At 60.2% G+C, this 14,952-nt stretch carries 14 protein-coding genes; 7 read left to right on the top strand and 7 right to left on the bottom strand.

Annotated elements, in window-relative coordinates:
• Positions 1-251: 251 nt before the first annotated feature.
• Positions 252-1,550: an amino-acid N-acetyltransferase gene (argA, locus tag HU722_RS28285; RefSeq protein ID WP_065891333.1), complete on the bottom strand. Its 1,299-nt coding sequence runs from the start codon at positions 1,548-1,550 to the stop codon at positions 252-254.
• Between the two features lie 133 nt (positions 1,551-1,683).
• Positions 1,684-2,832, bottom strand: a complete 1,149-nt coding sequence (gene argE / locus HU722_RS28290) for an acetylornithine deacetylase (protein ID WP_065891332.1) — start codon at positions 2,830-2,832, stop codon at positions 1,684-1,686.
• Positions 2,833-2,990: 158 nt separating this feature from the next.
• On the opposite strand from argE, the gene HU722_RS28295 reads away from it, so the two are divergent.
• Positions 2,991-4,358, top strand: coding sequence for a CYTH domain-containing protein (locus HU722_RS28295; protein ID WP_065891331.1), 1,368 nt, complete (start codon positions 2,991-2,993; stop codon positions 4,356-4,358).
• 86 nt (positions 4,359-4,444) lie between these two features.
• On the opposite strand, the gene HU722_RS28300 is transcribed toward HU722_RS28295, so the two are convergent.
• The gene (locus HU722_RS28300; RefSeq protein WP_010207358.1) at positions 4,445-4,915 is read right to left on the bottom strand and encodes an Lrp/AsnC family transcriptional regulator; all 471 of its coding nucleotides are present in this window, start codon (positions 4,913-4,915) and stop codon (positions 4,445-4,447) included.
• A gap of 127 nt (positions 4,916-5,042) precedes the next feature.
• Between HU722_RS28300 and HU722_RS28305 the strand changes: the two genes are divergently transcribed.
• The 6 genes from HU722_RS28305 (at position 5,043) to HU722_RS28330 (ending at position 10,301) form a co-directional block, all read left to right on the top strand.
• A complete protein-coding gene (locus HU722_RS28305) occupies positions 5,043-5,381 on the top strand; it encodes an ACT-like domain-containing protein (RefSeq protein WP_065880222.1) in 339 nt (112 codons plus the stop codon).
• Between the two features lie 85 nt (positions 5,382-5,466).
• Complete coding sequence (locus HU722_RS28310) at positions 5,467-7,146, top strand: GspE/PulE family protein (protein ID WP_065891330.1); 1,680 nt, start codon at positions 5,467-5,469, stop codon at positions 7,144-7,146.
• Positions 7,147-7,223: 77 nt separating this feature from the next.
• Positions 7,224-8,144 (top strand): SPFH domain-containing protein, encoded by a 921-nt coding sequence (locus HU722_RS28315; RefSeq protein WP_046381704.1) that lies wholly within the window; start codon positions 7,224-7,226, stop codon positions 8,142-8,144.
• 10 nt (positions 8,145-8,154) lie between these two features.
• Positions 8,155-8,601 (top strand): NfeD family protein, encoded by a 447-nt coding sequence (locus tag HU722_RS28320; protein WP_065874431.1) that lies wholly within the window; start codon positions 8,155-8,157, stop codon positions 8,599-8,601.
• A 68-nt stretch (positions 8,602-8,669) separates the two neighbouring features.
• Positions 8,670-8,984, top strand: a complete 315-nt coding sequence (locus tag HU722_RS28325) for a DUF2388 domain-containing protein (protein WP_003176799.1) — start codon at positions 8,670-8,672, stop codon at positions 8,982-8,984.
• A 174-nt stretch (positions 8,985-9,158) separates the two neighbouring features.
• Positions 9,159-10,301 (top strand): DegT/DnrJ/EryC1/StrS family aminotransferase, encoded by a 1,143-nt coding sequence (locus HU722_RS28330; RefSeq protein WP_065874432.1) that lies wholly within the window; start codon positions 9,159-9,161, stop codon positions 10,299-10,301.
• A gap of 139 nt (positions 10,302-10,440) precedes the next feature.
• Here the strand turns inward: HU722_RS28330 and gcvH are convergent, their stop codons facing one another.
• The 4 genes from gcvH to HU722_RS28350 all read right to left on the bottom strand — a co-directional run bounded on the left by gcvH (position 10,441) and on the right by HU722_RS28350 (position 14,900).
• Complete coding sequence (gcvH, locus tag HU722_RS28335; RefSeq protein WP_065874433.1) at positions 10,441-10,824, bottom strand: glycine cleavage system protein GcvH; 384 nt, start codon at positions 10,822-10,824, stop codon at positions 10,441-10,443.
• A gap of 53 nt (positions 10,825-10,877) precedes the next feature.
• Positions 10,878-11,960 carry a glycine cleavage system aminomethyltransferase GcvT gene (gcvT, locus tag HU722_RS28340; protein WP_065874434.1) on the bottom strand — a complete coding sequence of 361 codons (1,083 nt, stop codon included), beginning with the start codon at positions 11,958-11,960 and terminating at the stop codon, positions 10,878-10,880.
• Between the two features lie 156 nt (positions 11,961-12,116).
• Entirely contained in the window at positions 12,117-13,733 is a 1,617-nt protein-coding gene (locus tag HU722_RS28345; protein WP_065880226.1) for an ABC transporter permease, read from the bottom strand.
• 162 nt (positions 13,734-13,895) lie between these two features.
• Positions 13,896-14,900, bottom strand: a complete 1,005-nt coding sequence (locus tag HU722_RS28350) for an extracellular solute-binding protein (RefSeq protein WP_065874436.1) — start codon at positions 14,898-14,900, stop codon at positions 13,896-13,898.
• Positions 14,901-14,952: the final 52 nt, after the last annotated feature.

The following is a 14,952-nucleotide window of genomic DNA, read 5'->3' on the forward strand; positions in this document are numbered from 1 at the left end:
GCGAAACGCACATCCTCCCGTCAATTTGTTACAGTTTTTGTATCGCTAATACTTTCTTTTGATGTCAACACCGCTGGTTTCACGGTGTGCCTGCCATCGTATCGGCCCTGATCAATACTTCTGAAGGAATAGAAATGAGAAGGGGCTTGCTTCCGATAGCGGTGAGCCAGTCAAGTACTATCGACTGACACTCCGCCATCGGGAGCAAGCCCCCTCTCACACGTTGACCTGCTTGACCGCCGAAATCGGGCCTACAACGCCTTCTCAAAAATCTTCGAATTACGCTGGTAGTTGTACAGCGAAGCCCGCGCCGACGGCAGACGATCCACGCTGCTCGGTACAAACCCCCGCTCACGGAACCAGTGGGCGGTGCGGGTGGTGAGGACAAATAATGTCTTCAACCCTTGCGCCCGCGCTCGTGTCTCGATGCGTTCCAACAACACATCACCCCGCGCGCCGTGGCGATATTCCGGGTTCACTGCCAGGCACGCCAGCTCACCCGCATCCGAATCCGCGATCTGATACAGCGCTGCACACGCGATGATCATGCCTTCGCGCTCAACCACGCTGAACTGCTCGATCTCACGCTCCAGCACTTCCCGCGAACGGCGCACCAGGATCCCCTGCTCTTCCAGCGGGCTGATCAGGTCGAGCAAGCCGCCCACGTCTTCAATCGCCGCTTCGCGCACCAGTTCAAATTGCTCCTGGGCCACCAGCGTACCGCCGCCGTCACGGGTAAACAGCTCGGTGAGCAAAGCGCCGTCTTCGGCGTAGCTGACGATATGGCTGCGCCCTACTCCACCCCGGCAAGCTTCTGCGGCGGCGTCGAGCAATTCGGCCTGGTAGTTGCTACCCAGGCGCTGCAGGTGGGCCGGCACTTGTTGCGGGCGCAGTTCACGCACCAGGCGACCATTTTCATCGATCAGGCCCAAGTCGGCGCCGAACAGCAGTAGCTTGTCGGCACCCAAGTCGATGGCGGCGCGCGTGGCGACGTCTTCGCAGGCCAGGTTGAAGATCTCACCAGTGGGCGAATACCCCAGCGGCGACAACAGCACGATGGAGCGCTCGTCCAGCAGGCGATTAATACCCTTGCGGTCGACCCGGCGCACTTCGCCGGTGTGGTGATAGTCCACGCCGTCCAATACGCCGATAGGGCGCGCGGTCACGAAGTTGCCGCTGGTTACGCGCAGGCGCGAGCCCTGCATCGGCGACGAGGCCATGTCCATCGACAGGCGCGCTTCAATGGCGATACGCAGGTGGCCGACCGCGTCGATCACGCACTCCAGCGTCGCCGCGTCGGTGATGCGCATGCCTTCGTGGTAAGTAGGGGTCAGGCCACGCGCTTCAAGGCGCACTTCGATCTGCGGGCGCGAACCGTGGACCAACACCAACCGCACGCCCAGGCTGTGGAGCAGCACCAGGTCGTGGACGATATTGCCGAAGTTGGGATGTTCCACACCATCGCCGGGCAGCATGACTACAAAGGTGCAGTCGCGGTGGGCGTTGATGTAAGGGGACGCGTGACGAAGCCAATTAACGTAGTCGGGCATAGAACCTGGGCCTGTAATAAAAAGCAGCCGAAAAAGGATGAATCGTGAAAGCGCACAGCGGGCTGATGGTTATCGTCGGAACAGGCTTGGCGACACGCTCACTCTCCTTATGTACGAATGGGCAGAGGTTAATTTATGCAGGTTTCAGGCAGTAATGTTCGATCAGTTCCCGCAATAGACGCACTGTAGGCGTCAAGCGTGACATTTCGAGGTACTCGCCCGGCTGATGGGCGCAAGCGATGTCGCCAGGGCCAAGTACCAGGGTTTCACAACCAAGGCGCTGAAGATAAGGCGCTTCGGTGCCGAACGCTACTGCTTCAGCACGATGACCGGTCAATCGTTCCGCAACCCGCACAAGCTCGGCGTCTTCGGCTTGCTCAAACGGCGGCACCTCGGGGAACAACGGCGCGTAGTCAATCTTGACCTTATGCCGCTCGGCCAAGGGCTCAAGCTTCTGCCGGATGGCCGCGCGCAACACTTGCGGGTCCATGCCCGGCAAGGGCCGCAGGTCGAACTCCAGGGAACACTGGCCGCAGATGCGGTTGGGGTTGTCCCCGCCATGGATGCAGCCAAAATTCAGGGTCGGCTGCGGCACACTGAATTGCGGATTGCGGTACTCACGTTGCCAGGCCAGGCGCAGCCCGCGCAGTTCGCCCATGGCGTCGTGCATGGCTTCGAGGGCACTGTGGCCCAGGCTTGGGTCCGACGAATGGCCACTCTGGCCGAGGATGTCGATGCGCTCCATCATCACGCCTTTGTGCAGGCGGATCGGCTTGAGCCCGGTCGGCTCACCGATCACCGCCGCGCGGCCCAACGGGCGCCCTGCCTCGGCCAGCGCGCGGGCGCCAGACATGGAGCTTTCTTCATCGCAGGTGGCGAGAATCAGCAGCGGTTGCTTGAACCGTTGATCCAGTAGCGGCAGCACCGCTTCAATCGCCAGAGCAAAAAAGCCCTTCATGTCACAACTGCCCAGTCCTACCCAGCGGCCGTCGACTTCCGTCAGTTTGAGCGGATCAGTCTTCCACAGCGCGGCGTCATAAGGGACGGTATCGCTATGACCGGCCAGCACCAGCCCACCGGGGCCGCTGCCGTAACTGGCGAGCAGGTTGAACTTGCCAGGGCTGACTTGCTGGATATCGATGGCGAAACCCAGGTCACCCAGCCAACTGGCGAGCAAATCGATCACTGGGCGGTTGGTCTGGTCGAGAGCCGCTTGGGTGCAACTGACCGAAGGCGCGGCAATCAGCGCGGCAAACTGCTCTTTCATGGAGGGTAACGGCATGCGCGGTCTCTCAACTTCACGGATGAGCCCCACTATAGAGCCATCTGCACGACACAATAAACCGTTGCGGCACGTTGCCGGGCTCAGTCCTGTACACTGCACGACCTTGGCAGCCACTCTTTTTCCCGGCTGCGCTCCCGATCCTGGATTTTCCGGCCATGCAGAAAGAAACCGAAATCAAGCTCCGCGTCAGCCGCGAAACACTCGCTGCGCTGCGTGAGCACCCGCTACTGAAAAAACGCAACAAAAGTGGCTGGGAACGCCGTGAGTTGATGAACCAGTATTTCGACACCCCCGAACGCGACCTGGCCCAGGCCAAAGTCGCCCTGCGCCTGCGCAAGGACGGTGACGACATCATCCAGACCCTCAAGACCCGCGGTCAGAGCATCGCCGGCTTGTCGGAACGTAACGAATACAACTGGGACCTGCCCAAAGCCAAGCTCGACGTGAAGAAACTCGACGGCGAATGCTGGCCCGAGCAACTGGCCGAGCTGGACAAAAAGACCCTCAAGCCGATCTTCACCACCGACTTCGTACGTGAACGCGCCGAAATCGCCTGGGGCCGTGGCAAAGCCAAGGTGGTGATCGAAGCCGCTTTGGACCTGGGTCACGTGGTAGTCGGCAAGCAGAAAGAAGAAATCTGCGAGCTGGAACTGGAACTGCGCGAAGGTGAACCGGCTGCCCTGCTGGAACTCGCCGCCGAGCTGGCCGCGACCCTGGCACTGATGCCTTGCGACATCAGCAAGGCCGAGCGTGGCTATCGCTTGTATGACGCCAGCAGCTACGCGTTGAGCCTGCCGGCGCCGCAGATCCACGCCGAAATGCCGTTGGACGATGCCTTCGCTGCGATCATGTGGCACCTGCTCGGCAGCAGCCAACGCCTGGCCGAGCAATACCGTTTCAATGGCCACTGGCGCCTGTTGCAAGACTGGGTCGACACCCTCGGCGAACTGCGCGCCCTGATCGGCAGCCTTGGCCAGGCCGCACCGCGTCAATCCACCAGCGAACTGCGCAGCGCACTCGATGCTCTTCTGGAAGACTGGCGCCCACTGGTACAAGCCGGTGACGACGATGAAGACATCCGCAAAGCTGCGCCTGAGCAGTTCGTCGAAGAGTTGGAAGACGTGCGCTGGGGCCAGTTCTCACTGAGCGCCTCGCGCTGGCTGCTGGCTCGCACCTGGACCGCCGACCGCAACGTGCGCGGCAATCGCCAGGGCGCTGCGCAAATCACCAACTGGCTGCCGCGCCTGCTGGCTGACGATGCTGTCGCCCTGCAACTGCCGCGCTACCAGCAGCAGCCGGAAGACCTGGCTGAGCAACTGCCGCGTATCGAACGCATCCAGGCCTGGCTGCACCATGCGCGTAACGTGGTCGACGTTCCGGAACTGGACCGCCTGTATGGCGAGCTGAACAAGTTGGCGCAACTGGCCAACCAGCCGATCACCGATGAGTCGCTGGATGCGCGGATGCATCAGGCGATTGCGGTGTATCAGAACCGTGCCTGGAAGACCCTTCTGCGTCTGTAATATCGCCATCGCGGGCAAGCCCGGCTCCCACATTTGGAATGCATTCCCTGTGGGAGCCGGGCTTGCCCGCGATGAGGCCGGCTCGATCAGCGCAATACTGGCAGGCTGGTCGTGGACTTGATCTCGGATAGCGCCACAATCGAATTGACCTCCTGAATCCCCGGCACCATCGACAACTTCTCGAAGAAAAACCGCTCATACGCCTCAATGTCCGAAGTGACAATTCGCAACAGAAAATCCACCGCCCCCATCAGCACATAACATTCCAGCACTTCCGGAAAGCCGCGAATCGCGTCGGTGAACTCAGTGAAGTTGGAACGGCCGTGGGCGTTGAGTTTGACCTCGGCGAATATCTGCGTATTGAGACCGATCTTCTTGCGATCGAGCAAGGTGACCTGGCCGCGAATCACCCCCTCTTCCTTGAGCCGCTGGATGCGCCGCCAGCACGGCGACTGGGACAGGCCCACCTGTTCGGCAATTTGTGCACTGGAAAGCGAGGCGTCCTCTTGCAGCAGGGCCAGGATACGGCGGTCGTAGGCGTCCAGCTCGCTGTGCATATAAATACCTTCTGTGGCGCTTATCTTGAATTGATTGGTTCGATTATTCGCAAAACAGGCTCATCTTAGATAAGAAATCTCCCATGGCGAATGTAAAAATTTCTCCAGTCGAATCTGGAGCTTTCCCATGCACGCCGTCGAAACCACTCACCCTGTCACTCGCGTCGACGCTTGGGCCGTCAACAACGCCCATTGCCAGGCGCATTACCAGATCGTCGCCGAGGCGGAGCCGGATGTGCTGTGCCGAGTGCTCAACTATTTCGCGCTGCAGTTTTTGACACCGCGACACGTCACAGTGAACAGGGAGGATGACCTGCTGAACATCGGCATTGTGATGGACGGCCTGAGCTGGCACCGCGCTCAGGTGATCGGTGAAAAGATTCGAAACCTGATCAACGTGTGCGAGCTGAATGTGTGGTCGGCTGACTCTGCGGGGCCTCAAGCGATGGTGGCGGGCGCTCGGTAAAAATCTGCAATACACCCTGGGAGGCAGATAATCAGGGGCTGGCTAGCCTGGGATTAACGCCCACTGCCCCCCCAGGAAAATCTTCATGCCCGTTGACCAACGATTGGAATTGCATCAGCTGTTGCCGGCTTTGGTCGACGGAAAACTGATCACACCCGAGGTTGCGCAACGCTTGTCAGCGCTGCCGGCCAGTAACACCCAGCATCCCTTGGAAAGCATCGCAGCCCTTGGCCCCAACCTGGAAACCCTGACCGAATGGCTGGCCCAGCATGCCGGGCAACCTTACTTGCGTATCGACCCGTTGAAGATCGACGTGGCGACGGTCGTGCCGCTGATGTCCCACGCCTTCGCTCAACGCCACGCCATACTGGCGGTGGCGGTGGACGCACAGACCGTCACCGTCGCCAGCGCCCAGCCCCACGTCACCAGTTGGGAGGCCGGGCTCGCCCAGGTGCTCAAGCGCTCGATCAAGCGAGTGGTCGCCAACCCCCAGGACATCGCCCGCTGTATCGGCGAGTTTTACCGGCTGGCGAAGTCCGTCAGCGGCGCCGATCAAAAGGTCGCGGCGCCTGGCAATGTGGACCTGCTCAACCTTGGCGCCAGCGACCAGGAGCCTGATGCCAACGACGCGCATATCGTCAATATCGTCGACTGGCTGCTGCAGTACGCCTTTGCCCAGCGCGCCAGTGATATCCATATTGAACCGTGCCGTGAACAGGGCCGTGTGCGCTTTCGCATCGATGGACTGCTGCATGACGTCTATCAGTTTCCGCCCCAGGTCACGATGGCCGTGGTCAGCCGCCTGAAGAGCCTGGGCCGCATGAACGTGGCGGAAAAACGCAGGCCACAGGATGGCCGGGTCAAAACCAAAAGCCCGGCGGGGGCGGAAGTCGAGCTGCGCCTTTCCACCCTGCCGACAGCATTTGGCGAGAAACTGGTGATGCGGATTTTCGACCCTCAGGTGCTGCTCAAGGGCTTTGACCAGTTGGGTCTGTCGAGTGAGGACCAACAACGCTGGCTCGCCATGACTGGCCAGACCAACGGCATCATTCTGGTCACCGGCCCTACGGGTTCGGGCAAGACCAGCACCCTGTACACCACGCTCAGGCAACTGGCGACCCGGGAGGTCAACCTGTGCACCGTGGAAGACCCGATCGAGATGGTCGAACCCGCGTTCAACCAGATGCAGGTGCAACACAACATCGACCTGACCTTTGCCAGCGGCATCCGCGCCCTGCTGCGCCAGGACCCGGACATCATCATGATCGGTGAAATCCGCGACCAGGAAACCGCTGAAATGGCGATCCAGGCCGCGCTGACCGGGCACTTGGTGCTATCCACACTCCATACCAACGATGCACCCAGCGCCATCAGCCGCTTGCAGGAGCTAGGCATTGCTCACTATTTGATCAAGGCCACCTTGCTGGGCGTAATGGCGCAGCGGTTGGTGCGGGTTTTGTGCCCTCACTGCAAACGTGCGCAGGGTGAGGGCCATGAGGCCGTCGGGTGCGTTGAATGCCGAAACAGCGGTTATCGGGGGCGAGCCGGCGTTTACGAAATCATGGTGTTGAACGAAGCGCTCAAGGCGCTGATCACGCCCGGCGCCGACGTGCAGGCCCTGCGCCAGGCAGCGGTTGCACAAGGCATGTGCAGCCTGCGCCGCGCTGGCTTGCAAAAGGTCGAAGCGGGGCTGACCACTCTGGCGGAAGTATTGCGGGTGACGCCTGGGGATTCGGTAACAAATCCTTTGTTTGTTACGCGGTGAAACCGTTCTTATCGGTGACAACACCGTTACAATCGGCCGAACGTCGTTTCACTGACACCATCAGATAGGGAATCGCTATGCAGATCGGAACCGTACTGCTTCTTTTTGTGGGCTTGGCCATCGCCATCCTGTTCATGGGCTTCAAGGTCGTCCCCCAAGGGTACCAGTGGACAGTCGAGCGTTTTGGCCGATACACCAACACTCTCAAGCCTGGCCTGAACATCATCATCCCGGTCATGGACCGCATCGGTCGCAAGATCAACGTGATGGAGAGCGTGCTGGACATCCCGCCCCAGGAAGTGATCACAGCCGACAACGCCACCGTGCAGATCGACGCCGTGTGCTTCTTCCAGGTGGTCAACACCGCCCAGGCGGCCTATGAGGTCAATAACCTCGAACACGCCATCCGCAACCTGCTGCAAACCAATATCCGTACTGTGCTCGGCTCCATGGAGCTGGATGCCATGCTCAGCCAGCGTGACGGTATCAACGAAAAACTGTTGCGCACCGTTGATGAAGCTACTGCGCCATGGGGCATCAAGATCACCCGTATCGAGATCAAGGACATCAGCCCGCCCGCCGACCTTATGGCAGCCATGTCTGGCCAGATGAAAGCCGAGCGGATCAAGCGCGCGCAGATCCTGGAGGCCGAAGGCCTGCGGGCGTCGGCGATCCTGACAGCAGAAGGCAAGAAGCAGGCACAAATTCTTGAGGCCGAAGGTGGGCGCCAAGCTGCGTTCCTGGAGTCTGAAGCCCGTGAACGTCAGGCTGAAGCTGAGGCTCGTGCGACTCAAGTCGTTTCCGAGGCGATCGCCACCGGTAACGTTCAAGCCATCAACTACTTCGTCGCGCAAAAATACATCGACGCACTGGGCAAGCTGGCGTCCGCCAACAACAGCAAGGTCATCCTGATGCCGCTGGAAGCCAGCCAGGTGATCGGTGCGGTCGGCGGTATCGGCGAGATCGTCAAGGCGACGTTCGACAACAAGAAAGGCTGAGGCCAGCACCATGTGGGATTTCCTGCAGCATTTGTCGTTCTGGGATTGGCTGGCACTGGGTACGGTGCTGTTGATTCTTGAAGTATTTGGCGCCGGTGGGTACCTGTTATGGATGGGTATCGCAGCGGCTGCCGTGGGCGTGATCAAGTTCCTGGTGCCGCCCCTGGGGCTGGAGTGGCAGTTGCTGCTGTTTGCCGTGTTATCGATCCTGACGGCGGTGTATTGGTGGAAGCGTCAGCGCAGCAGCGCCAAGGCAAGTGACCAACCCGGGCTGAACGAACGGGGCTCGGAGCTTATCGGCCGTATGTTTATCGTGCATCAGGCGATCGTGGACGGCCGTGGCAAAGTGAAAGTCGGCGATGGCGTTTGGATGGTGACCGGCCCGGACAGCCCTGTAGGCGCCCAAGTCCGTGTGGTTAGTCAGGAGGGCGTGGTGTTAAAGGTTGAAACTGTTTAGTCAGTGATGGAACTCGGCTGGGCTATCTACAATCATAATGTACAGATAACCCACCGGAGTCACCCATCATGCGTCTCAAATATGCTGTCGCAACCCTTGCTGTGCTTTCCCTTCCTGTCGGTTCAGCCATGGCCGACAGTTTCTGGCGCAATGTCATCTCGTCGGGCGCCACTACTGGCTCGACGTACCTGACCTTCAAGGACCACAAGCTGGTGGTTGCCGCACAAGACGACGCCGGCAGCTTTGTTGCCAGCGACGGCGGCATCCGTGGTCCATACCTGGAAGCCGCAATGCAGAAAGTCCGCGCCGATAACCCTGGCCTACAGGCCACGGATATGGAGCTGGCCAACGCTATCCTTGCGAAAAACGCCGTTACCGAGTGATTTCATCGCTCTGAAAAATGCCGCTGTTGAAGCGGCATTTTTTTGCCCGCGTTTTAACCCGCAGTATGACAATTCATTCACGGACGACAGGCTATATTCAGTCAAGCCGTGCAACCATGCCGTACTGATACCTCGCTCACTCATCGCCAATCTGAAACGGATGCCTTCGTCGTCATGAGCCAACAGCCCTTCCTGCCGTTTTCCAAACCTACCATTGACGAAGCCACCATCTCGGCGGTTGGCGATGTATTGCGCTCGGGCTGGATCACCAGCGGGCCGAAAGTGCAGGCATTCGAGGCTAAGTTATCGGAATACTTTGGCGGCCGCCCGGTGCGTACCTTCAACTCGGGCACCTGCACCATGGAGATTGCCTTGCGCATTGCCGGTATCGGGCCGGGCGATGAAGTCATCACCACGCCGATCTCTTGGGTTGCCACGGCCAACGTGATCCTGGAAGTCGGCGCTACGCCAGTGTTTGCCGATATTGACCCGATTACTCGCAATATCGACCTGGCCCAGGTAGAGGCTGCGATTACCCCGCGCACCAAGGCGATCATCCCGGTGTACCTCGCTGGCCTACCCCTGGACATGCCGATGCTGTATGCACTGGCCAACAAGTACAACCTGCGTATCGTTGAGGATGCTGCCCAGGCGCTGGGTTCAAGCTGGGATGGCGAGCGTATCGGCGCCACCGGGGATTTTGTGTCGTTCAGCTTCCAGGCCAACAAGAACATCACCTCTTCCGAAGGCGGCTGCCTTGTGTTGAACAATGCCGAAGAAGCGCGGCTGGCAGAAAAATACCGCCTGCAAGGCGTTACCCGCACAGGCTTCGACGGCCTGGATGTGGATGTGCTGGGTGGCAAGTTCAACATGACCGACATCGCCGCAGCCATCGGTTTGGGGCAATTTGCCCATATCGAAAAGATCACCGCTCACCGCCAGAACCTGGCGCAGCACTACTTCAAATGCTTTGGCGATGACTTTGAAGCGCAATACGGCGCGCAACTGCCGCCGGCGGATTTCGAAAACAGCAACTGGCACCTGTTCCAACTGGTACTGCCGGAGCGTCAGGACGGTCTGCCGGCCCGCGCCACCTTCATGGAGCAGATGCAGGCCCACGGCGTAGGCATTGGCTATCACTACCCGCCGATCCATCTGCTGAGTCTTTATCGGGCGCAGGGGTTCAAGGAAGGCATGTTTCCGGTGGCGGAAAAGGTTGGGCGCTTGATCGTATCATTGCCAATGTTTACGGCGATGACAGAGGCGGATGTGGAGCGGTCGGTGGCAGCGGTCAAGGCAGTCTTGAACGCAGGCTGAAAAATCTGGCTCACCACAATAAGATGTGGGAGCTGGCTTGCCTGCGATGGCATCACTGCGGTGTACTGATACACCGAGGTGTCTGCATCGCAGGCAAGCCAGCTCCCACACTGATTTGCATTGTTGTAACTCTTTGCGTTTACTCGCCGATGGCGGCTTTGTAACCGGCAGCATCCAGCAGTTTTTCCAGATCAGTCGGGTTGCTTGGCTTGAGCTTGAAGATCCACGCGCCGTACGGGTCGGAGTTCAGCAGTTCAGGGCTACCGCTCAGCTCCTCATTGACTGCAATCACTTCGCCTGCAACCGGGGCGTAGATATCCGAAGCAGCCTTCACCGACTCAACCACACCCGCCTGGCCTTCGGCTTCAAACGTAGCGCCAACTTCAGCCAGTTCAACAAACACCACATCACCCAACGCTTCCTGGGCATGGTCGGAGATCCCGACGGTCACGGTGCCGTCAGCTTCCAGGCGTGCCCATTCGTGGCTTTCGGCAAAACGCAGGTCGGCAGGGATATCGCTCATAGTCTGTGTCCTCAAGAAGTAATGTCAGCGGCCTTCGGCCTGCCGGGAATAGGTTAGATCAAGGTCTTGCCATGGCGCACGAAGGTCGGTTTGACCACTCGAACCGGGTACCACTTGCCGCGGATTTCCACTTCGGCCCGATCGGCGGTGGCCGTCGGTACACGCGCCAGGGCAATGGATTTGCTCAGCGTAGGAGAGAAACTACCACTGGTGATCTCCCCTTCGCCAATATTGGCGATACGAACCACCTGGTGAGCACGCAGAACCCCGCGTTCCTCCAGTACCAGCCCGACCAGTTTGAACTGCACACCCGCCGCTTTTTCCGCTTCCAGCGCGGTGCGACCAATGAAATTTCGCTCGGCAGGTTCCCAGGCAATACTCCAGGCCATGTTCGATGCCAGGGGCGAAACGTCCTGGTGGATGTCCTGACCATACAGGTTCATGCCAGCCTCCAGGCGAAGGGTATCCCGGGCGCCGAGACCGATGGGTGAAATACCCGCGCCCACCAGATCGTTGAAAAAGCCTGGCGCCTGATCAGCAGGCAGGACAATCTCCAGGCCATCTTCGCCGGTGTAGCCCGTGCGCGCGATAAACCAATCGCCATCGGCGTGGCCTTCGAAGGGCTTGAGTTGGTGAATCAGGGTGCCGCGGGACTGGGTGACCAACTCGGCAATTTTCTGCCGGGCGTGGGGGCCTTGAATGGCGAGCATCGCCAATTCGGGCCGCTCATGCAGCTGCACCTGATAATTACCCAGTTGCGCGTGCATCCACGCCATGTCCTGATCGCGGGTGGCGGCGTTGACCACCAGCCGATAGGCGTCCTCGGTGCGGTAGACAATCATATCGTCCACCACGCCGCCCTTTTCGTTGAGCATGGCGCTGTACAACGCACGGCCGCAGCCATGCAGACGTTCGACATCATTGGCCAGCAAATACTGCAGCCATTCCTTGGCCTGGGGGCCGCTGACATCGATCACGGTCATATGAGATACATCGAACACCCCGCAGTCGCGTCGCACCTGGTGGTGTTCTTCAACTTGCGAGCCGTAGTGCAAAGGCATATCCCAACCGCCAAAATCGACCATTTTCGCGCCGAGGGCGAGATGCAGGTCGTACAGAGGCGTACGCTGTCCCATGGGTTTCTCCTTCCGGGCGTGGCGAAGGTGCGCAGCGTTGCCGTTCGTGCCAAACACCTTGAATTACAAGGCCCGCAGCCACGCCCAGCGACTCGACCCGAAAGACGGGCCGCACCGAATGCCGCGCATTGTAGCTGCAAGCTGTAGGACTGGCACCTAACCGATTTGCCGGGCAGAGCGTCGGATCAGCCCGATCACCGGTAACAGGCCCACCAGCACCAGGGTCAACGCCGGCAAAGAAGCCCGTGCCCACTCGCCTTCGCTGGTCATTTCGAAAATACGAACCGCGAGGGTGTCCCAGCCGAACGGGCGCATCAGCAAGGTGGCGGGCATTTCCTTGAGCACATCGACGAACACCAGCAGCGCCGCACTTAAGGTCCCCGGCAGCAGCAACGGCAGATACACTTTGCAAAACAGTCGCGGGCCGCTGACGCCCAGGCTGCGGGCTGCTTCCGGCAAGGACGGGCGGATGCGCGCCAGGCTGTTTTCCAGCGGCCCATAGGCCACCGCCAGGAAACGCACCAGGTACGCCAGCACCAACGCCGACAGGCTGCCCAACAGCAACGGCTTGCCCGCACCGCCGAGCCAACCCGACAGCGGCACCACCAGCTCGCGATCCAGATAGCTGAACGCCAACATGATCGATACCGCCAGCACCGAGCCCGGCAAGGCGTAGCCGACATTGGCCAGGCTGATGCCGGAGCGGATCGCCCGGGTCGGCGCCAGGCGGTTGGCAAATGCCAGCAGCAACGCCACGCTTACGGTGATCAACGCTGCGATGCCGCCCAAGTAGAGCGTGTGGACGATCAGGCCCGAATAGCGCTCATCCAGGTCGAAGCGGCCGCGCTGCCAGAACCAGACGACCAGTTGCAGCATCGGGATGACAAACGCACAGGCGAACACCAGCCCGCACCAGCCGCTGGCCGCCGCTGCCTTGAGCCCACGCAAGTGATACAGCGCCTTGCCCCGTGGCCGCTCATTACTCGGCCGGCTGGCACCGCGTGCGCGACGTTCGCCGTACAGCACCAACATCACCACCAGCAGCAACAGGCTGGCCAACTGTGCCGCGCTGGAAAGGCTGAAGAAGCCGTACCAGGTTTTGTAGATGGCGGTGGTGAACGTATCGAAGTTGAACACCGAGACCGCACCGAAATCCGCCAGGGTTTCCATCAGCGCCAACGCCACCCCGGCACCAATCGCCGGCCGTGCCATGGGCAGGGCCACGTGCCAGAACGCTCGCCATGGCGATTGCCCCAGCACCCGCGCCGCTTCCATCAAGCCTTTGCCCTGGGCCAGGAACGCGGTGCGTGCCAGCAAATACACATACGGGTAAAAGACCAGCACCAGAACGATGATCACCCCGCTGGTCGAGCGCACGCGCGGCAGCCTCAAACCACTGCCAAACCATTCGCGCAGCAGGGTTTGCACCGGGCCTGCAAAATCCAGCAGGCCCACAAACACGAAAGCCAGCACGTACGCGGGAATGGCGAAGGGCAACATCAGCGCCCAATCCAGCCAACGCCGTCCGGGGAATTCGCAGAGGCTGGTCAACCAGGCCAGGCTGACGCCCAACAAGGTCACACCGACACCGACGCCCAACACCAGGGTGAGGGTGTTGCCCAGCAGGCGCGGCATCTGGGTTTCCCAGAGGTGGGACCAGATTTGCGCGTCGATGCTTTGCCAGGACAGCAACATCACGCTCAGCGGCAGCAGCACCAGGGCAGCGACGGTGAAGACCGGCAGGTACCAGCGGCGTTGGGCGGGGTGGGCCAAGGAAAAGCTCTCAGAGAAATGAAGGTTTTGAAGTCGCCGCTAACCAATGTGGGAGCTGGCTTGCCTGCGATGCAGACACCTCGGTATATCAGTCATACCGAGGTGATGCTATCGCAGGCAAGCCAGCTCCCACATTTGGACTGCAGTGTTTTTAAACTTGTATCAGTTCCAGCCAGCCCTATCCATCAACCGAATGGCCTCAGCCTGACGTTTGCCCGCCACTTCCACCGGCAAGGTGTCCGCCACGAATTTACCCCAGGTTGCCACTTCGGCCGACGGCGGTACCGCCGGGTTCGCCGGGAACTCCTGGTTCACGTCGGCAAAGATCTTCTGCGCCTCAGGCGTGGTCATCCATTCCACCAACGCCTTGGCGGCTTCCGGGTGTGGCGCGTGCTTGGTCAGGCCAATGCCCGACAGGTTCACATGCACGCCACGGTCGCCCTGGTTCGGCCAGAACAGCTTCACCGCCAGGTCCGGCTTCTGCTTGTGCAGGCGACCGTAGTAGTAGGTGTTGACGATCCCTACGTCGCACTGGCCGGCATTGATGGCTTCGAGCACGGCGATGTCATCGGAGAATACGTCGGTGGACAGGTTGTTGACCCACCCCTTGACGATTTCTTCGGTCTTGGCCGCGCCGTGGGTTTCGATCAGGGTGGCGGTCAGCGACTGGTTGTAGACCTTTTTCGCCGTACGCAGGCACAGACGGCCTTCCCACTGTTTGTCGGCCAGGGCTTCGTAAGTGGTGAGGTCACCCGGTTTTACCCGGTCGGTGGAATAGGCGATGGTCCGCGCGCGCAGGCTCAAACCGGTCCAGGCGTGGGCCGACGAGCGATATTGCAGCGGAATATTCTTGTCGATCACACTTGAGGTGAACGGTTGCAGGATGCCCATTTGCTCGGCCTGCCAGAGGTTGCCGGCATCCACGGTGAGCAGCAGGTCGGCGGTGGCATTCTCGCCCTCGGCCTTGATGCGCTGCATCAGCGGGGCTTCCTTGTCGGTGATGAACTTCACCTGCACGCCGGTCTTCTGGGTGTAGGCGTCGAACACTGGCTTGATCAGTTCGTCGATGCGCGAGGAGTAGACCACCACTTCGTCGGCGGCCTGCACGGTGGTGCTGCCGATCAGGGTGAGTGCCAGGGCAGTCAGGAGGCGCTTGGGTGCCAACATGGGTGCGGTCTCTCATTTGCAAAAAGAGGGCAAATGATAAGGACTCACATTT

The organism is Pseudomonas tritici, from assembly GCF_014268275.3.
GTDB lineage: Bacteria > Pseudomonadota > Gammaproteobacteria > Pseudomonadales > Pseudomonadaceae > Aquipseudomonas > Aquipseudomonas tritici.